The 16,309-nt window shown below is 61.0% G+C and carries 19 protein-coding genes; 9 read left to right on the forward strand and 10 right to left on the reverse strand.

Going from position 1 to position 16,309, the window contains the following annotated elements; genetic code table 11:
• Positions 1 to 78: 78 nt before the first annotated feature.
• The 8 genes from A4A58_RS05420 (at position 79) to ptsN (ending at position 7,278) form a co-directional block, all read left to right on the forward strand.
• Positions 79 to 573, forward strand: a complete 495-nt coding sequence (locus tag A4A58_RS05420; RefSeq protein WP_068730301.1) for an ester cyclase — start codon at positions 79 to 81, stop codon at positions 571 to 573.
• Positions 574 to 730: 157 nt separating this feature from the next.
• Positions 731 to 1,345 carry a ribonuclease D gene (locus A4A58_RS05425; protein WP_068730302.1) on the forward strand — a complete coding sequence of 205 codons (615 nt, stop codon included), beginning with the start codon at positions 731 to 733 and terminating at the stop codon, positions 1,343 to 1,345.
• A 175-nt stretch (positions 1,346 to 1,520) separates the two neighbouring features.
• Positions 1,521 to 2,270 (forward strand): LPS export ABC transporter periplasmic protein LptC, encoded by a 750-nt coding sequence (gene lptC / locus A4A58_RS05430; RefSeq protein WP_068730303.1) that lies wholly within the window; start codon positions 1,521 to 1,523, stop codon positions 2,268 to 2,270.
• 5 nt (positions 2,271 to 2,275) lie between these two features.
• The gene (locus A4A58_RS05435; protein ID WP_081421744.1) at positions 2,276 to 2,947 is read left to right on the forward strand and encodes an LptA/OstA family protein; all 672 of its coding nucleotides are present in this window, start codon (positions 2,276 to 2,278) and stop codon (positions 2,945 to 2,947) included.
• Positions 2,948 to 3,144: 197 nt separating this feature from the next.
• Positions 3,145 to 4,161 carry an LPS export ABC transporter ATP-binding protein gene (gene lptB, locus A4A58_RS05440; protein ID WP_068730305.1) on the forward strand — a complete coding sequence of 339 codons (1,017 nt, stop codon included), beginning with the start codon at positions 3,145 to 3,147 and terminating at the stop codon, positions 4,159 to 4,161.
• 90 nt (positions 4,162 to 4,251) lie between these two features.
• Positions 4,252 to 5,928, forward strand: coding sequence for an RNA polymerase factor sigma-54 (gene rpoN, locus A4A58_RS05445; RefSeq protein WP_068730306.1), 1,677 nt, complete (start codon positions 4,252 to 4,254; stop codon positions 5,926 to 5,928).
• A gap of 59 nt (positions 5,929 to 5,987) precedes the next feature.
• Entirely contained in the window at positions 5,988 to 6,593 is a 606-nt protein-coding gene (gene hpf, locus A4A58_RS05450) for a ribosome hibernation-promoting factor, HPF/YfiA family (protein WP_068730307.1), read from the forward strand.
• Between the two features lie 223 nt (positions 6,594 to 6,816).
• Positions 6,817 to 7,278, forward strand: coding sequence for a PTS IIA-like nitrogen regulatory protein PtsN (gene ptsN, locus A4A58_RS05455; RefSeq protein ID WP_068730308.1), 462 nt, complete (start codon positions 6,817 to 6,819; stop codon positions 7,276 to 7,278).
• A gap of 110 nt (positions 7,279 to 7,388) precedes the next feature.
• Here the strand turns inward: ptsN and A4A58_RS05460 are convergent, their stop codons facing one another.
• Positions 7,389 to 7,916: a hypothetical protein gene (locus A4A58_RS05460; protein WP_068730309.1), complete on the reverse strand. Its 528-nt coding sequence runs from the start codon at positions 7,914 to 7,916 to the stop codon at positions 7,389 to 7,391.
• Between the two features lie 32 nt (positions 7,917 to 7,948).
• A complete protein-coding gene (locus tag A4A58_RS05465; protein ID WP_068730310.1) occupies positions 7,949 to 8,536 on the reverse strand; it encodes a hypothetical protein in 588 nt (195 codons plus the stop codon).
• 51 nt (positions 8,537 to 8,587) lie between these two features.
• On the opposite strand from A4A58_RS05465, the gene A4A58_RS05470 reads away from it, so the two are divergent.
• A complete protein-coding gene (locus A4A58_RS05470; RefSeq protein WP_068730311.1) occupies positions 8,588 to 8,830 on the forward strand; it encodes a hypothetical protein in 243 nt (80 codons plus the stop codon).
• Between the two features lie 62 nt (positions 8,831 to 8,892).
• Here the strand turns inward: A4A58_RS05470 and A4A58_RS05475 are convergent, their stop codons facing one another.
• The 8 genes from A4A58_RS05475 to A4A58_RS05510 form a co-directional block, all read right to left on the reverse strand.
• Positions 8,893 to 9,159 carry a DUF1150 family protein gene (locus A4A58_RS05475; RefSeq protein WP_068730312.1) on the reverse strand — a complete coding sequence of 89 codons (267 nt, stop codon included), beginning with the start codon at positions 9,157 to 9,159 and terminating at the stop codon, positions 8,893 to 8,895.
• A 107-nt stretch (positions 9,160 to 9,266) separates the two neighbouring features.
• On the reverse strand, positions 9,267 to 9,692 hold the full coding sequence (locus A4A58_RS05480) for an Hsp20 family protein (protein ID WP_068730313.1): 426 nt from the start codon (positions 9,690 to 9,692) through the stop codon (positions 9,267 to 9,269).
• A 158-nt stretch (positions 9,693 to 9,850) separates the two neighbouring features.
• Positions 9,851 to 10,948 (reverse strand): sn-glycerol-3-phosphate import ATP-binding protein UgpC, encoded by a 1,098-nt coding sequence (locus A4A58_RS05485; protein WP_068730314.1) that lies wholly within the window; start codon positions 10,946 to 10,948, stop codon positions 9,851 to 9,853.
• A 6-nt stretch (positions 10,949 to 10,954) separates the two neighbouring features.
• Entirely contained in the window at positions 10,955 to 11,803 is an 849-nt protein-coding gene (ugpE, locus tag A4A58_RS05490) for a sn-glycerol-3-phosphate ABC transporter permease UgpE (RefSeq protein ID WP_068730315.1), read from the reverse strand.
• Positions 11,803 to 12,684 (reverse strand): sn-glycerol-3-phosphate ABC transporter permease UgpA, encoded by an 882-nt coding sequence (ugpA, locus tag A4A58_RS05495; RefSeq protein WP_068730316.1) that lies wholly within the window; start codon positions 12,682 to 12,684, stop codon positions 11,803 to 11,805. Before ugpA ends, ugpE begins: the two co-directional genes overlap by 1 nt.
• Positions 12,685 to 12,867: 183 nt before the next feature.
• Positions 12,868 to 14,181 (reverse strand): sn-glycerol-3-phosphate ABC transporter substrate-binding protein UgpB, encoded by a 1,314-nt coding sequence (ugpB, locus tag A4A58_RS05500; protein ID WP_068730317.1) that lies wholly within the window; start codon positions 14,179 to 14,181, stop codon positions 12,868 to 12,870.
• A 166-nt stretch (positions 14,182 to 14,347) separates the two neighbouring features.
• On the reverse strand, positions 14,348 to 15,556 hold the full coding sequence (locus A4A58_RS05505) for a CaiB/BaiF CoA transferase family protein (RefSeq protein ID WP_068730318.1): 1,209 nt from the start codon (positions 15,554 to 15,556) through the stop codon (positions 14,348 to 14,350).
• Between the two features lie 222 nt (positions 15,557 to 15,778).
• Complete coding sequence (locus tag A4A58_RS05510; RefSeq protein ID WP_068730319.1) at positions 15,779 to 16,204, reverse strand: organic hydroperoxide resistance protein; 426 nt, start codon at positions 16,202 to 16,204, stop codon at positions 15,779 to 15,781.
• Positions 16,205 to 16,309: the final 105 nt, after the last annotated feature.

Below are 16,309 nucleotides of genomic sequence, written 5' to 3' on the forward strand. Positions count from 1 at the left end.
CGCAAATATCATTTGCAAATCAGTATGTCGACCGTCATAATATGTAGGTTGACATACATATTATGGAAAAGACGTTTCATGACCATTTTCTCGCGCCTCGTTCTCGCAGCGGCCGTTCTTACGGGTGCATCAGGCGCCACCGCCCAGACAATGACCGAAGCCCAGGCCCGTGCCGCGATCGCGCCTTGGTACAGCCTGTTCAATGTTACCAGCCGCGGGGATGTGAAAACCATCCAGGAACAGGTGCTGACGCCGGACTACGAATCCTGCGCGGGCTACCTTCCGGGCGAATGCTGGGGACGCGACACCTCGATCAAGGTGGTCGGCAATTTTACCAACACGATCCCCGACATGAAATTCGATATCAAGGAAGTGCTGGTTGCTGGCGATCGTGTCGTGGTGCGCGGCGAAGTGACGGGCACGCCGGCCGGCGACCTGTTCGGCGTGCCGCATTCCGGCAAGAGCTTCCGGATGATGGCCATCGATATCCAGACCATCAAGGACGGCAAGATCTCCCGGACCTTTCACATGGAGAACTGGCTCAGCGCGCTGGGACAGCTGCGCGCTAGGTGAAGCGCCCTGCCATTCGCAGGAACAACTATCCGGAAAGGCCAAATCGGTATAATCGACGAAATGTCGGCAGTGCCCCGTTGCGCCGGCAATCGGGTGCATATGTCCAGCTGAGTTTCATGCGCGTCACGTCGACGCCGAATATACCGAGGCCTTTGAGATGACCATCCGCCTGCATCGCGGCGATTTGCCGGATTTGAGCCGCTACACCGATTCCGTTGCGATCGACACCGAGACCATGGGTCTCAATCCGCATCGCGACCGGCTATGCGTGGTGCAGCTCTCGCCCGGCGATGGAAGTGCCGATGTCGTGCAGATCCCGATGGGCCACACGGACGCGCCGAACCTGAAGAAGCTGCTCGGCGATCCCAAAGTCACCAAGATTTTCCACTTCGCCCGGTTCGATCTCGCCGCTCTTTACAACGCACTCGGCGTGATGCCTGAGCCGGTCTATTGCACCAAGATCGCCTCCCGCCTGTGCCGCACCTATACCGACAGACACGGTCTCAAGGATCTGGTCCGCGAAGTCCTCGGCGTCGATCTGTCGAAGCAGCAGCAGTCGAGCGACTGGGGCAGTCAGACCCTCAGCGAGGCCCAGCTATCCTACGCGGCGTCGGACGTGCTGCATCTGCATGGGCTGCGCGAGCGGCTGAACGTCATGCTGGCGCGGGAGGGGCGCACCGAGCTGGCGCAGGCTTGTTTCGACTTCCTTCCGACCCGGGCCAAACTCGACCTCTCGGGCTGGGAAAATGAGGACATTTTCGCTCATTCGTGACTAGCCTGCGGCGAAGTGACTTTCTGAAACAGTTCAGGGTCCCTCCCGCCGCGTTTCGGTCATACTCCTCGTTCTGGTGGGGCGGGCTGCAAACCGGTGCATTTCAGCGTAGACTGGCGCCGGTTTGGCAGACCTTTCGGTGTGGCCCTTTTCGGCATGGCCCGTTGGAGCGACGGTGAGTTCAGTTCAGATTCCCAGCTATCAGGCGGGCATGGATGCGCGGTTCAGGGCCGCAGCACGCCATAGCCGTCTGGTGCGTCTGCTGCGGATTGCTGTCCCTGCCGTCGTGATCCTGTCGATGGCGGCAATTGTCGGCGTGTCGATCTTCAATCCGTTCCGGATCCTCGCCAAATTGCCGCTCGATATGGGCAATCTGGTCGTTTCGGGCACCAAGATCACCATGGAGACGCCGCATCTGGCCGGTTTCTCGCCGGACGGACGGCCCTATGAGCTATGGGCCAAGGCCGCGACGCAGGATCTGACAGATCCCGACAATGTCGAGCTGACGACCTTGCGCGCCAAGGTAATGATGGAAGACAAGTCGACGATGACGATGGATGCCCGCACCGGGAAGTTCAATTCGAAATCGCAGATGCTCTATCTGTATCAGGACATTTTCCTGCAGACGACGACCGGCTACGAGGCCAAGCTGACACAGGCGAACATTGATATTGCCAATGGCACGGTCACGTCGGACGAGCCGGTCGATGTCAAACTTCTCAACGGCACTCTGCTCGGGCAACGGATGCGCATCACGGAACACGGTGAGCTGGTTCGGTTCGAGGGCGGTGTGTCGATGAACCTGAAGATGGACCCGCCTTCGCCGGATGCTTCGGCTCAGCCTGAGACCGTGGCAGAGCCTGAAGTCGCGCCGGAGCCCGTGAAACCGCGGGCCGCCAACGGCAAGCGCGCCAACGCGAAATGAATGTGATGATTTTTCCCGTAAGCAATGTCCGATTTCGCGGGGTGACCGGCGCTGCGATCGCCGTGCTCGTGCTGGCTTTCACAGCCGATGCACATGGGCAGAGCGCGGTGCAGGGTGTGCCGAACGCGATGCAGGGTTTCTCGCAGAATCGCGATCAGCCCATTCAGATCGAGGCCGCATCGCTGGAAATGCGCGACAAGAAAAAGGAAGCGACCTTCGCAGGCGACGTGAAGGTCGTGCAGGGCGACACCACGATGAAGTCGAAGACTCTGGTGGTCTTCTATGACGGCGGCGGCTCGGCGAACGAGCCGGCTGCCAAGGCTGCGCCCAAGGCGCCGATCAAGGCGGCGCAGCCGGGCCCAGGCGGCTCGTCGGCGATCAAGCGGCTTGAAGCGCGCGGCGGCGTCATCGTCACCCAGAAAGACCAGGTCGTCACCGGCGAGACGGCGGTGTTCGACACCCGGACCAATCTCGTCACGATGCAGGGCAATGTTGTGCTCACCCAGGGCAAGAATGTGCTGCGCGGCGATCGTCTGACCGTGGATATGACCACGGGCACGTCACGCGTCGAATCCAATAGCGGCAGGGTCCAGGGCATGTTCGAGTCGTCCGGCCAGAAGGGTGGCGGTGGCCCGACCTCGATCATACCCGGGCCTGCAGGCGGAAAACCCAAGTAACTCGAAGGGTTTGCCGATATGGACGAGCCGGATCCGGTTGAATCTGGCTGCGTAACCCGTTATCGCCATTGTTTTAATCGACATGGAAGGCTTGGCGTTCGGCTGGGCAAGGGACATCTAGTCCGCCATGCTGTTCCCAGTGATCGAACATGCCGCGACCTGGCGCGGATGACGTTTAGAGGCTGATCGAAGCGCGAATGGTTGATTTCCTCGGCATGTTCCGTCGGCGCGCTCCGAAACGCGGTCCGCAAGGCTTTGCGCGCTCGCCGGTCGACATCACCGCGCTTGGCGACAGCATGGGCGACATGCTGGGTAATCCGGGCCGCGAGGCCCCGCCGCTGGCGCGCACCGCCCCGGCCGATACGCCCCAGGTTCCCCAAGCCCGGGCGGAGGCGCCGCGTGCCCCGCAGCAGGCGCCGGCCCGTCGTCCGGACAAGGCGCCGCCGCGGCTGAGAACCAACGGCGCTGCGGCACCAAAAGCTGCCCCGCGTGCGGGCTATCTGGCCGTCCATAATGTGAAAAAGAGCTTCGGCTCACGCCAAGTCACCCGCGGCGTCAGCATCTATGTTCGCCGCGGCGAGGCCGTCGGCCTGCTCGGACCGAACGGTGCCGGCAAGACCACGGTGTTCTATATGATCACCGGCCTGATCAAGCCGGATAGCGGCGCCATCGAACTCGACGGTCACGACGTCACCCAGCTGCCGATGTATCAGCGCGCCCGCCTCGGCATCGGCTATCTGCCGCAGGAAGCCTCGATTTTCCGCGGCCTCACCGTCGAGCAGAACATCCGTGCGGTGCTGGAAGTCGTCGAGCCCAGCCGCAAGAAGCGTGAGCGCGAGCTCGACGGGCTGCTCGAAGAGTTCAACATCCAGAGACTGCGCAAGTCGCCCTCGATCGCGCTGTCCGGCGGTGAGCGCCGCCGCGTCGAAATTGCGCGCGCGCTGGCGACGCGGCCGAATTACATGCTGCTTGACGAGCCCTTTGCCGGCATTGACCCGATTGCGGTAGGTGACATTCAGGACCTGGTCCGCCACCTGACCAATCGCGGCATCGGCGTGCTGATTACCGACCATAACGTGCGCGAAACGCTGGGGCTGACAGACCGCGCCTACATCGTCTATGCTGGTGAAATCCTGACGGAAGGATCTCCCGAGGAGATCGTGGCTGACCCAGACGTGCGTCGCCTTTACCTTGGCGAGGAATTCCGCCTCTAGACCAAATTTACAATTCGTCAAGCCGTGTACATCAGGCCGGGAAAGAGATAAGCAAGAAACGGACCAACTTTTGGATCGGTTTTTGCCTCCATGGCGCTGACGCAGAGACTAGAGTTCCGGCAATCCCAGTCGCTGGTGATGACGCCGCAGCTGATGCAGGCCATCAAGCTGCTGCAGCTGTCGAATCTCGATCTCGCAACCTTTGTCGAAGATGAACTGGAGCGCAATCCGCTGCTGGAGCGCGCCAGCGACGGTCCTGAGCCACCGGTGGCCGGCGAGGCTGGCCCCGAGCGCAGCGAGTTTTCGGGCCAGGACGAAGCGGGCTATGCCTCCGGCCACGACGATGGCGGCGACCATACCGATTTTCCCGATCGTTCAGGCGGCGACAGCTTCGATGCGCCGGCGCCTGACGAGTGGATGAACCGCGAGCTCGGCACCCGCGCCGAGATCGAACAGACCCTGGATACCGGGCTGGACAACGTCTTCTCCGAAGAGCCGGCCGAGGCCGCCGCGCGCAACGCGCAGGACGCTGCTCCGACCGCCTATACCGAATGGGGCGGCGGCGCTTCTAACGACGACAGCTACAATCTCGAGGCCTTCGTTGCCGCGGAAGTGACGCTCGGCAGCCATCTCGCCGAACAGCTCGCGGTGGCGTTCTCGTCGCCTGTGCAGCGCATGATCGGTCAGTATCTGATCGATCTCGTCGATGAGGCCGGCTACCTGCCGCAAGATCTCGGCGACGTGCATGAGCGGCTGGGCGCATCTGCTGACGATGTCCAAAGTGTTCTCGGTGCGTTGCAGAAATTCGATCCGCCGGGTGTCTGCGCGCGCAGTCTCAGCGAATGTCTCGCAATCCAGTTGCGTGAACAGAACCGTTACGACCCCGCGATGCAGGCATTGGTCGAGCATCTCGATCTCCTGGCCAAGCGCGACATCGGCAATCTCAGAAAAATCTGCGGCGTCGACGACGAAGATCTGACCGACATGATCGGCGAGATTCGCAGACTCGATCCGAAGCCCGGTCTGAAGTTTGGCTCGGCGCGAACACAGACCGTAGTGCCTGACGTCTATGTGCGGCCGGGTCCCGATGGCGGCTGGCATGTCGAGCTGAACAGTGACACGCTCCCGCGCGTTCTCGTGAACCAGGTTTATTATTCCGAGCTGTCGAAAACGATCCGCAAGGATGGCGACAAGTCGTACTTCACTGATTGTCTACAGAACGCGACCTGGCTGGTGCGTGCGCTTGATCAGCGCGCGCGTACTATCCTGAAGGTAGCGACCGAGATCGTCCGGCAACAGGATGGCTTCTTCACGCAGGGTGTTGCGCATCTGCGGCCGCTGAATCTCAAGGCGGTTGCTGATGCCATTCAAATGCATGAATCGACGGTGTCGCGCGTTACCGCCAATAAATACATGGCGACAAATCGCGGCAGCTTTGAATTGAAATACTTCTTTACGGCGTCGATCGCGTCAGCCGACGGTGGCGAAGCGCATTCGGCGGAAGCGGTGCGACATCACATCAAGCAATTGATTGATGGAGAAAGTCCTTCTCTTATTCTTTCGGACGACACGATCGTGGAACGCTTGCGCGAAGCCGGAATTGATATCGCGCGCCGTACTGTTGCCAAATACCGTGAAGCCATGCGTATCCCGTCTTCGGTCCAGCGCCGCCGCGACAAGCAGAGTATGCTCGGCAATGCACTCACGGCACCCGCCACTCCGTCCGATAGGACACCCGACCGATCCCGCGACACTGCACCAGCTTGATTGCACTCCCGTGGAAACGGGATACTGTCGGTTCAAGGCAGAAGAATCGAGGCATCAGCATGACCCTTCGTATCTCGGGAAAAAGCATTAATGTCGGAGACGCTTTGCGAGGCCGCGTGAGCGAGCGGACCGATGAGGTCCTTCGCAAATATTTCGATGGCAACTATTCCGGTCACATCACGCTAAGCAAAGACGGCTTCGGCTTCCGCACTGATTGTGCGTTGCATCTTGATTCCGGAATTACGCTCGAAGCGGACTCCAATGCAGCGGATGCTTATGCTAGCGCCGATCAGGCGCTCCTCCAGATCGAGAAGCGCTTGCGTCGCTACAAGAGCCGGCTGAAGGATCGTTCCGCGCGCAAGACGCATGCTGAAAATCAGGCGATGGCCGAACTCATGGCCCCGACTTTGGATGCGCCGAGCTACATCCTTGAGGCGCCCGATCATGAGGGCGATGCCGACAGCGGCTACGATCCGGTCATCATTGCCGAATCGACCAGGTCGCTGAAGCGGTTCTCGGTGAGCGAAGCTGTCATGGAACTTGATTTCACCGGCGCGGCCGTCGTGGTATTCCTGCATGGCAGTACCGGTCGGGTGAATATCGTGTACCGCCGGGGCGACGGTAACGTGGGTTGGGTCGATCCGCCGGTGGTTAAACCGTCCTGACGGCATTGACGCCCAAACGGCCCCTCCCTATGGTCCGCCGCCTTTGACAGGTTATGCCAGTCAATGGATTTCGCATGGGGGGTTCCGGTGCTAGAGTACGTCCGGGCGTTCGCGCCCGGCGCGTTTTCCATCACAGGGAACGATGTCCCTTTCCAGTCTTTCTTGACGCTGCCGGTTTTGGTTCTAACTACCCGCTGACGGTCAAACATCCTCGGAACGGTCAATGACGATTACCGATCTGGTCGCGCCCGAGGCGATAATCCCGGCGTTGAAGGTCAACAGCAAGAAGCAGGCGCTGCAGGAGCTAGCGGCGCGCGCTTCCGCGCTCACCGGTCAGAACGACCGCGCCGTTTTCGAGGTGCTGTTGCAGCGTGAGAAGCTTGGCACGACGGCCGTGGGCTATGGCGTCGCCATTCCGCATGGCAAGTTGCCAAAGCTCGACAAGCTGTTCGGCCTGTTTGCGCGCCTGGAGCGTCCGATCGATTTCGAGGCCATGGACGGCCAGCCGGTCGATCTGGTGTTTCTGCTGCTGGCGCCGGAAGGTGCGGGCGCCGATCATCTGAAGGCGCTGGCGCGGATAGCACGTCTGCTGCGCGATCAGGACGTCGCCAAGAAACTGCGTGCCTCCCGTGACGCGCAGGCGATCTATTCGGTGCTCGCTTTGCCGCCAGCGACAGCCGCCTAACCATCTCACCCCGCAGCTTACGCTGGAAGCGCCCGGTTGGACCGGGCGATTCTCCTATTCCGAACCAGATCCCTGCTTGCGCGGATAGAAGGCTGGTTGGCCTTGCCAGCTTACGCCGCGAATTCCTTGGCCGAGATTGGAGCGAGCGACTCGTTGCGCACCGCCTGCCGCGCGGTGATCGATGCGAGCTCGTTCATGGCTGCAGAGGCAGCTTCGGCTTGCGTTTCGGCACGGATCGATTCTGCTTCTTCCGCTGCAGCGACTGCCCGCGATGATGCTGCCATCCGCAGTGCTGTCTGGATCTCGTTGGAATCCGCGCCGCTCTTGAGCAGCAGCAACGTCAGCAGCGCCTTGACGTCGGAATTCATTGCGTCTGCGCTCTGCTTCATGCGTCGCACGGCCGCTGACGTTTCAGGAACGTTGACGGCGGTTACGGGACGAAGCTTGGCGACGTTGCTGCCTGAAGCTTCTATGCCCTGCATGCGCATCGGATTGGCATATTCTTCGGCCATCATTACCCGCGATGCGGCAGCAAGCTGCAGAGCATTGTGAATCTCCGGCGAACTGGTGCCGGTCTTCAGCAACAGCAAAGTGAGGAGAGCTTTGACGTCCGAGTTCATCGCGGCAGTGTTTTGCATTGTGTTCCTCGCTTGTGAGAAGAGTGACTGAGCTAGTTGAAACGTCGTCCGAACAGCTTTTCGAAGAAGGTTGGTTGTGGCGGCTCAGGGTGAGTGATTTCGGCGACGAGTTTGGGTGGCTTGGGGCGCCGGACGTCACGCTTCACCCGCAGCTTTGACAGCAGCATGGTCGGCCCAGGCATGGCCGCGGGCTCAGCGAAGGTCGTGAGCGTGCCGTCCTCGAGGCTGCCGCGGATCAGGATCGGTGAGAGAAATATGGGATCTGCGAGTGCGGCAGCCGCCGCAAGGCGCGCGTTATTTAGAGTGCCGAGGCTCTGAATGGCCTCGATGCTCCATTGCCCGAGCGGCAAGCGGTCTGACTTGGTCACGAAAGGCGGGTTGCTGTCGGGCGCGATGATGGGAGGGACGGTGCCGTCGGCACGCATCAGGAACACGGTGGCAGCTGCGCAGCCCGGTGCAAAAACGAGGAGCGCAAAACAGGCTGCGATCACCGGCCGACTATCCAAATTCCATGACCGGCTTGGCGCAGCCACCTCTACCTCTGGGGCGGTGACCGTCGCACCGAAGCTCCGCAGCAAGTCTTCGACTTGAACGATCTGGGCTTGTGTCGATCCGTTCATAGCGACCTCGAATCTCAACATGACCAGATTTTCTCAAGTCATGGTGAATGCGTGGTCACCATTTTCTTCTGTGAAACGGCAGCAAAGATCAGGCGCAATGATGTCATCGCGTCGGATATCCGGATTGCTATTGATGGGGGGATCAGTTTTTCAGATGCGCAGCTGATGAGAGGTCGTGTGCGAATCGATTGCGTCCGATGGTGTGCGCACGATATTGACGACGGGTTAAATAGATACCGCGTCATGCAAGCCGAGCGCCTGCGCGCGATGATCGTCGTTTGGACGCTGGGATAATCGACATTGGGATACGCGGCTGTCACCGCGTATCCTGACGTCTGCATGCTGGCCAGTTCGCGTTAGTGAACGCTGACGGCCTGCAATTCCTGGCTCCATGCATTCGCGATCGCCGCTTCGCGGCTGTCGGTGAGCATGATCGGTGTGCCGTCGGCGGCGTGCAGCGCGAACAGCTGCAGTCCCGGCGCAATCTCCGGCGCCTGCGGGAACAGTCCCGGCACATCTTCCGAGCGAACCGGCTTCACATAGGCGATCATACCTTCGCCCAGATGCGCCAATGCTTCGGCGGTGACGGCGGCATTTTCATTGATCGTAACAACTTCAGTCATCGTCTCGACTCCTTCTATGAGATCAAGCGGTCGAGTCCGCTACTCGTTCCATACTCAGGATGCATGACCTGATCGAAAAACCGGAAACCAGTTTGTCGGGTCATGCATTATTCGTGTTCATTGATAGCGATTGTCTTAATGACCCTTTCAGGCTCAGGCCTGGCCAGATCAATCGACAACAGCCCGTTCTTCAGATCCGCACCCAGCACCAGCATCCCCTCTGCCAGCACGAAAGTACGCTGGAAGTGGCGCGCGGCGATGCCGCGATGGATGTATTGCCGAGTCTTGTCGTCCTGCTGGCGGCCCCGGATCACGAGCTGGTTTTCCTCGGTGGTCACATCGAGCTGATCGCGGGTAAAACCTGCGACCGCCAGCGTGATCCGCAGGCGTTCGGGTTGACCGTTGTTACGATCGCACCGCTCGATGTTGTAAGGAGGATAACCGTCGGCGCCTTTGACGACGCGATCGAGCGCACGCTCAATCTCGTCGAATCCCAAAAGGAACGGACTAGATAACGAAGGAACACGAGACATACCTACAAAGCCCTCTCGAAGCGACTTTGAGGGGCCCTTACGGCACCCCTGGCCAGTCGGCACTCTGCCAACCGGTCAATCAACAATATGGGCATGCCAAAGCCCGGTTCAAGCACCTCTAAATTGCAGGGAAACCGTTACTAAGGCCTTGAACCTGATCAGATATCGATCCGGTTGCGGCCGTCAGCGCTGAACAGGTGCAGTTTGTCGCGGGGGGCCGTGGCGCGGATCGACGCACCGATGGCCGGGGCATCCTGGCCGGGGATACGCACGATGACCTCGCCTTCGGGCAGCTCGCCCGGAGTGGCGCTGACCGCCTTTTCGGCGCGCGCGCGGGTGCCATAGACGAAGGTTTCCGCGCCCACCCGCTCGATGGCCTCGACCGTCAGGTTCAGCGTGATGCCGCCGTCAGCTGTGGCCTCGCTGGAGATCGCAAGGTCTTCCGGCCGGACGCCCAGGATACCGGTCTCGGCAGCGCTGCGGCTGTCGCCGGCGAACTGCGCACGGATCTCATCGCCGCTCAGCCTGATCAGATTCATCGGTGGCGCGCCGATGAAGGACGCGACGAAAGTGGTCGCCGGCTTGCGGTAAATATCGAGCGGACTGCCGATCTGCTCGACCTGGCCGCCATTCATCACCACCAGAATATCCGCCAGAGTCATCGCCTCGAGCTGGTCGTGAGTGACGTAAATCGAGGTCGTCTTCAGACGACGTTGCAGCTTGCGGATTTCGACCCGCATGGCGACGCGCAGCTTGGCGTCGAGATTCGACAGTGGTTCGTCGAACAGGAACACTTTCGGCTGGCGGACGATGGCACGGCCCATGGCGACGCGCTGGCGCTGGCCGCCGGACAATTGTCTGGGCTTGCGATCGAGCATGCCGGCGAGTTCGAGCGTCTGCGCGGCCTCGCGGACGCGCGTATCGATCTCGGGCTTCGGCATGCCCCTGTTGCGCAGGCCGTAAGCCATGTTGTTGTAGACGCTCATATGCGGATAGAGCGCGTAGTTCTGGAACACCATGGCGATGTCGCGATCTGCCGGCTCGATCTCATTGACGACACGGCCGCCAATATCGACCTCGCCGGAGGTAACGGTCTCAAGTCCGGCAACCATGCGCAGCAAGGTCGACTTGCCGCAGCCGCTTGGTCCCACCAGCACGCAGAACTGGCCGTCGCCGATCTCGAAATCGATGCCCTTGATGGCCTCGAAGCCGCCGGGATAGGTCTTGCGGACGTTGCGCAGCGAAACATTGGCCATCTGAATTTACTTCTCCGTCTCGACCAGGCCGCGCACGAACAGCCGCTGCATGAACACCACCACGGCGACAGGCGGCAGCATGGCAAGAATCGCCGTCGCCATCGCGAGCTGCCATTCGGCGAGTTCATCCGTCGTCGTCAGCATTTTCTTGATGCCGGTGACGATGGTCTGCATCGACTCCTGCGTCGTGATCAGCAGAGGCCACAGATACTGGTTCCAGCCATAGATGAACTGGATCACGAACAGCGCTGCCATCGTCGTGACCGACAGTGGCAGCAGCGTATCCTTGAAAAAGCGAAAGGGACCGGCGCCGTCGATGCGCGAGGCTTCAAGCAATTCATCGGGGATGGTCATGAAGAACTGGCGAAACAGCAGCGTGCCGGTGGCCGATGCGATCAGCGGCAGGATCAGCCCGGCATAGGTGTCGAGCATCTTCAGATCGGCGATCACCTTGTAGGTCGGATAGATACGGACCTCGACCGGCAGCATCAGCGTCACGAAGATGATCCAGAACGCCGTCTGGCGGAACGGAAAACGGAAATACACCACGGCATAGGCGGAGAGGATCGAGATCACGATCTTGCCGAGCGCGATGCCCATTGCCATGACGAACGAGTTCATCAGCATATGGCCGACCGGCTCGCGGCTGGCGCGCGATCCGCCGACGAAGATCGCGCGGTAGTAGTTCTCCAGCGTATGACTGCCCGGCAGCATCGGCATGTTGCCGTTGACCACCGTTGCTGCGTCATGTGTCGAGGCGATCAGTGCGACATAGACCGGGAACACGACGATGAACACGCCGAGGATAAGGATCGCATAAGCGAGGATATCGTTCCAGCGGCGGTGCTCGACCATCAGTACTGCACCTTGCGCTCGACATAACGAAACTGGATCGCCGTGAGCGCGATCACGATCACCATCAGGATCACCGATTGCGCCGCCGATCCGCCGAGGTCGCCGCCGAGCCTGCCGTCGGCATAGACCTTGTAGACCATGGTGGTCGTCGCCCCGGCCGGCCCGCCACCGGTGACCGCGTCGATGATGCCGAAGGTGTCGAAAAACACATAGACGACGTTGACGACCAGCAGGAAGAACGTGGTCGGCGACAGCAACGGGAACGTGATCGTCCAGAATCGCCGATACGGCCCGGCGCCATCAATCGCCCCGGCTTCGAGTACGCTGCGCGGGATCGCCTGCAGGCCGGCCAGGAAGAACAGGAAATTATAGGCGATCTGCTTCCACACCGCGGCCATGACGACGAGCGCCATGGCGTGGTTGCCGTTCAACATTGGGTTCCAGTTGAAGCCCATCAGGCGCAGCGGCCGTGCCATCGTGCCGAGCGAGGGATGGAAGATGAACAGCCACAGCACGCCGGCGACCGCGGGAGCCACTGCATAGGGCCAGATCATCATGACCTTGAAGGTCGGTGCCGCTTTCAGATTCTTGTCGGCCTGGGTGGCGAACAACAATGCGATCGACAGTGAGAGCGCCGCGACCAGCGACGAGAACACCAGCGTGGTCACCATCGACTTGTAGTATTCCGGCTGGGCCAGCAGCGCCTGATAGTTCTCCAGCCCGATGAATTCCGAGTTCAGGCCGAACGCGTCCTCGCGCAGGAACGATTGCCAGACAGCCTGGCTGGCCGGCCAGTAGAAAAACACCAGGGTGATGACCAGCTGCGGCACAAGCAACAGGTAGGGCAGGAACTTGCCTTTGAAGACGGCGGTTTTTTCCATTGGCTGTTATCGCGCCGTGCCGCGGAGGCTCGGCACTCCCTCCCCCCTTGCGGGGGAGGGCCGGGGAGGGGGGTAACCCCAAGCTCCGGCGTTTGCGGCCACCCCCCTCCCTGACCCTCCCCCGCAAGGGGGGAGGGGACACGTCTGCAGCGCTTCGCTTTCGTATAGACCCACGATGATCAATTACCTCACCGTCTTCTCAAATGTCCGCAACATGGCGTTGCCACGGCTCACGGCAGTATCGAGCGCCTGCTGCGCGGTCTGCTGGCCGCCCAGCGCAGACTCGATTTCCTCGGACCAGATGTCTCGCAGCTGCACCATGTTGCCGAACCGCAGGCCGCGCGAATTTTCGGTCGGCTCCTTGTTGGTCAGCTCCTTCAGCGGGGTCTGCAGGATCGGGTTCTTGTCATAGAAACCGTCGGTCTTGGTCTTTTCATAGGCAGCCTTGGTGATCGGTAGATAGCCGGACTCCTGATGCAGCTTTGCCTGACGATCTGTGTCGGACAGGAAGCTGAAGAACTTGGCGATGCCCTTGTAGTCGTCGGGCTTCTTACCGCCCATCACCCACAGCGAGGCGCCGCCGATGATCGAATTCTGCGGCGCGCCGGTGACGTCGGGATAGTAGGGCATCGGCACCGAGGTGAAGGCGAATTTGGCGGTGCCCTTCGCCGTCGCGTAATAGCCGGACGAGGTCATGAAGAGCGGGCATTCGCCGGAGCCGAAGCGACTCTCGCTGGCATTGGCGCGGCCGGAATAGTCGTAGGTCTTGTCCTTCTGCAATTCGATCAGGGTCTGCAGATGTTTGACATGCAGCGGAGAATTGAACTTCAGTTCGGTGTCGAAGCCGTCGAGTCCGTTCGCCTTGGTACCGATCGGCACATTGTGCCATGCCGAGAACTGCTCGATATTGGCCCAGGTCGCCCAAGCATTGGAGAAGCCACAAGTCGCATAGCCGGCCGCCTTGAGCTTCTTGGCGCCCTCGAACACTTCGGGCCAGGTCCTGGGAATTTCGGCAATGTTGGCCTTCTTCAGCGCATCCAGATTGACCCACATCACCATCGACGATGAGTTGAAGGGAAACGACAGCATTTCGCCCTTCGATGTCGAGTAGTAGCCGGTGATCGCGGGCAGGTAGTTGTTGGGATCGAACGGCTCGCCCGCGTCCTTCATCAGCTGGTAGACAGGTTTGACGGCGCCCTTGGCGCTCATCATGGTTGCGGTGCCGACCTCGAAGACCTGCAGGATGTGCGGTGCGGTGCCGGCTCGGAACGCGGCGATGCCGGCATTCATGGTGTCGGGATAGCTGCCCTTGAAGGTCGGGATCACCTTGTAGTCCGACTGGCTGGCATTGAAATCAGCCGCGAGCTTGTTGACGATGTCGTTGTTGCCGCCGGTCATCGCGTGCCACCACTGGATCTCGGTCACTGCATGCGCGGGCGAAGCGAGCGCCAGCGTGGATGCGAACAAAGTGGCGAGTGCGAATTGGGGGCGGATCATCCAGTTTCTCCCGTTAGCCGTCATCGTCTCGTTGCAACAAAGCTGCGCCGGATGACGTGCATGCGACATTTTGACAGCGCGGATGCTAGGCGGGAAATAGCGGCGTTGGGAAGCCGCAAAAAGTCGAAGACGAACGGGGCTGCAGATCGCGCAGCCCCGTGTTGTTTTATCGCTTGCGCTCGGAGCCGCTCACGGTTCCTTTGGCGACCAGCTCCTTGATCTCGTCACCGGAGTAGCCGAACTCGGTGAGGATCTCGTTGAAGTGCTCGTTGAACTTCGGCGGCACGTGGCGCAGGCTCGCTTTGGTGCGGTCGAAGCGGACCGGCGAGGCAACGCCCTTGTACCAGTCCTTCTCGATGATATCGCCGCGATGCTTCGTGTGCGCATTGGCGAGTGCCTTGTCGATCGACTGCACCGGGCCTGCCGGCAGGCCGGCGCCGAGCAGGCGCTCGCACAGCGGTGCGCTGTCGTGTTCCCCAAGGATCGCTTCCAGCTCGGCACGCAGCGCATCGCGATTCTGCACGCGGTCACGGTTGCGTGCGAAGCGCACGTCCGTGCCGAGCTCCGGCTTGCCAAGTTCGCGGCACAGCTTGCGGAAGGTGCCGTCATTGCCGACGCCCATGAAGATGTTGCCGTCGCGGGCAGCGAACACGGCATAGGGCACCAGGTTCGGGTGCTCGTTGCCGGTTAGCGCCGGCGGCTTGCCGCCGTTGTAGAAATAATTCGCGGTATGCGGATGCATGATCGCAAGACCGGTTTCGTACAGTGTCGCCTCGACGAATTGACCGAGCCCCGATTTGGCGCGCTCGGCGAGCGCCATCAGGATGCCGACGCAGGCATAGAGACCGGTCGCCATGTCGACAAGCGCGACGCCGATGCGGGTCGGGCCGCTTTCCTGTGAGCCGGTCGATGCCATCAGGCCGACCATCGACTGGATGATCGCGTCATAGCCGGGGTGGCCGCCATGCGGGCCATCGCCGCCGAAGCCGGAGATGCGGCAATGGATCAGCTGCGGGAATTTCTCGCGCAGGAAATCGTTGCCGATGCCCCATTTGTCGAGCGTGCCGGGCTTGAAGTTCTCGATCATCACGTCGGCATTTTCGAGCATCCGCATCAGCACCGTGCGGCCGTCCTCGGAGGCGAGGTCGAGACCGATCGAGCGCTTGTTGCGGTTGGTGCCGATGAAATAGGCCGCGTCGTCGTCGTGGAAGGGGGGGCCCCAGTCGCGAGTCTCGTCGCCGGCCGGCGGCTCGACCTTGACGACGTCAGCGCCGTGGTCGGCCAGGATCTGGGTGCAATAGGGTCCGCCAAGAACGCGCGACAGATCGATCACGCGCAGGCCGGCAATCGCGCCGGGAGCTATGGGCAAGCTCATTCAATCAGCCTTCTCTCAAGTGTCGTTGGGATATTTTTATGCCAGAGAGCATGTAAGGGCTGTCAGAGCTAGCGGGCTTCCGGCCGGTCAGCAATGGCCTTGTCCGGGCAGCGGCTATGGCCAGAGCGAGGGTATGGCGCAACCGCCAGACGAACGCGAACGGGCTCGGCCGATGGCCGAGCCCGTTCGTATCGAGAGTTAATTCGTTTGCGTCGCTGTGACTCAGACGATCACGATGCGGACGTCGATATTGCCGCGTGTGGCGTTGGAATACGGGCAGACCTGATGCGCTTTCTCGACCAGCGCTTCGGCGTCGGCGCGAGCGAGACCCGGCAGCGAGACGGCGAGTTCGACATCGAGGCCGAAACCACCGGCCGAACGCGGGCCGATGCCTACCGTGGAGGTGACCGAAACGTCGGCGGGGACCTTGGGGCCGCCCTGCGAGCCCACGAACTTCATCGCTCCGATGAAGCAAGCGGCATAGCCTGCCGCGAACAGCTGCTCGGGATTGTTGCCTGCGCCGCCCGCGCCGCCGAGTTCCTTCGGTGTGGCGAGCTTGACGTCGAGCGCGCCATCGAGCGTTGCGGCGTGGCCATCGCGGCCGCCGGTTGCCTTGGCGCTGGTCTTGTAGAGCACGTTGACAGACATGGTGTGTCTCCTCGTTGTTGGTGTCTTGCCCGATTATAATTGCGCACAATTAGATTGCGTACAATACATAAAACGCGCCGCACAACCTAATTGTGCTCAACTGAT

This window comes from Tardiphaga robiniae (assembly GCF_001618955.1).
GTDB classification, from domain to species: Bacteria; Pseudomonadota; Alphaproteobacteria; order Rhizobiales; family Xanthobacteraceae; genus Tardiphaga; species Tardiphaga robiniae_A.

What these genes read in the sequence shown, in the direction of transcription:
- A4A58_RS05475 (WP_068730312.1), bottom strand. Translation starts at nt 9,159, where the DNA reads ATGACTGAAGTTGTTACGATCAATGAAAATGCCGCCGTCACCGCCGAA.
- ugpA (WP_068730316.1), bottom strand. Translation starts at nt 12,684, where the DNA reads ATGGAAAAAACCGCCGTCTTCAAAGGCAAGTTCCTGCCCTACCTGTTG.
- ugpE (WP_068730315.1), bottom strand. Translation starts at nt 11,803, where the DNA reads ATGGTCGAGCACCGCCGCTGGAACGATATCCTCGCTTATGCGATCCTT.
- A4A58_RS05465 (WP_068730310.1), bottom strand. Translation starts at nt 8,536, where the DNA reads ATGAACGGATCGACACAAGCCCAGATCGTTCAAGTCGAAGACTTGCTG.
- hpf (WP_068730307.1), top strand. Translation starts at nt 5,988, where the DNA reads ATGACCCTTCGTATCTCGGGAAAAAGCATTAATGTCGGAGACGCTTTG.
- A4A58_RS05505 (WP_068730318.1), bottom strand. Translation starts at nt 15,556, where the DNA reads ATGAGCTTGCCCATAGCTCCCGGCGCGATTGCCGGCCTGCGCGTGATC.
- A4A58_RS05485 (WP_068730314.1), bottom strand. Translation starts at nt 10,948, where the DNA reads ATGGCCAATGTTTCGCTGCGCAACGTCCGCAAGACCTATCCCGGCGGC.
- ptsN (WP_068730308.1), top strand. Translation starts at nt 6,817, where the DNA reads ATGACGATTACCGATCTGGTCGCGCCCGAGGCGATAATCCCGGCGTTG.
- A4A58_RS05460 (WP_068730309.1), bottom strand. Translation starts at nt 7,916, where the DNA reads ATGCAAAACACTGCCGCGATGAACTCGGACGTCAAAGCTCTCCTCACT.
- lptB (WP_068730305.1), top strand. Translation starts at nt 3,145, where the DNA reads ATGGTTGATTTCCTCGGCATGTTCCGTCGGCGCGCTCCGAAACGCGGT.
- ugpB (WP_068730317.1), bottom strand. Translation starts at nt 14,181, where the DNA reads ATGATCCGCCCCCAATTCGCACTCGCCACTTTGTTCGCATCCACGCTG.
- A4A58_RS05510 (WP_068730319.1), bottom strand. Translation starts at nt 16,204, where the DNA reads ATGTCTGTCAACGTGCTCTACAAGACCAGCGCCAAGGCAACCGGCGGC.
- A4A58_RS05435 (WP_081421744.1), top strand. Translation starts at nt 2,276, where the DNA reads ATGATTTTTCCCGTAAGCAATGTCCGATTTCGCGGGGTGACCGGCGCT.
- rpoN (WP_068730306.1), top strand. Translation starts at nt 4,252, where the DNA reads ATGGCGCTGACGCAGAGACTAGAGTTCCGGCAATCCCAGTCGCTGGTG.
- A4A58_RS05425 (WP_068730302.1), top strand. Translation starts at nt 731, where the DNA reads ATGACCATCCGCCTGCATCGCGGCGATTTGCCGGATTTGAGCCGCTAC.
- A4A58_RS05420 (WP_068730301.1), top strand. Translation starts at nt 79, where the DNA reads ATGACCATTTTCTCGCGCCTCGTTCTCGCAGCGGCCGTTCTTACGGGT.
- A4A58_RS05480 (WP_068730313.1), bottom strand. Translation starts at nt 9,692, where the DNA reads ATGTCTCGTGTTCCTTCGTTATCTAGTCCGTTCCTTTTGGGATTCGAC.